The organism is Roseateles sp. P5_E11 (assembly GCF_054049355.1).
This window is the reverse complement of the sequence record NZ_JBFUMO010001118.1, coordinates 1-830: the sequence shown is the minus strand read 5'-3', so window position 1 is coordinate 830 and position 830 is coordinate 1. Positions and strand designations below refer to the sequence as shown.

Here is an 830-nt window from a genome sequence, read left to right as displayed (position 1 = left end):
GCCATCGCCATGCCAGAGGGCCGTGAGGCCACGCTTACTTAGCCTGCGTCGGGCCTGCGGGCTCATCGGCATGTCGCGGGCCGCACCGAGCTACCAGCCGCGTCTGCCTGCCAAGGATGCGCCGGTGATCGATGCAATGAAGGAGCTGTCGGCCCAGTACCCGCGCCACGGCTACCGCCGCATCCACATCCTCCTGCGCCGGCGCGGCTTCGAGCTGAGTTGGTCGCGCACGCATCGGCTGTGGCGCCAGGCGGGCCCGCTGGTGCCCAGGAAGCGCTCGCGCAACGCGTTGCGTCCACACGTCCGCGGTTGCACACCCCCTTCAAGGCCAACATGGTCTGGGCCTATGACTTCGTCTTCGACACGACGGCCACCGGCCAGCAGCTCAAGTGCCTGACCGTCATCGACGAGTACACCCGGGAGTGCCTGGCCATCAATGTGGCCGGCTCGATCCGCTCCAAGCGCTGATCGAAGTCCTGCCGCGGCTGGTGAGCGCCCACGGGGCGCCGCTGTTCATGCGCTCGGACAATGGGCCGGAGTTCGTCAGCCAGGCCATCCTTGAGTGGATCGCCAGCGCCGGCATTACGTCAAGCAGCAACTCCGTCAAGACCTGCAACCGCCGTCTTCTAGGAATTACTGTCTCGAAATCGCAGGGCAGGTCAACCGCCCTACCATCCAGATCGCCGTCACTCTGACRAAATTACGCAATGGCCAAGCCGCGCTACCTTTTCATGTCCATGCCGCAGCAGCCGTTGTTGAATGCCATGCGAGTGATCGTCGATCGCTACGGACTGGCGACGCAACTTGGCCTGGCGCTTTTCGTGCCGACG

At 64.8% G+C, this 830-nt stretch carries 1 pseudogene; it reads left to right on the top strand.

What is annotated here, in order from left to right:
* Positions 1-584 (top strand): annotated as a pseudogene (locus tag ACXJKR_RS33805) (DDE-type integrase/transposase/recombinase); the annotation flags it as partial.
* Between the last annotated feature and the right edge of the window lie 246 nt (positions 585-830).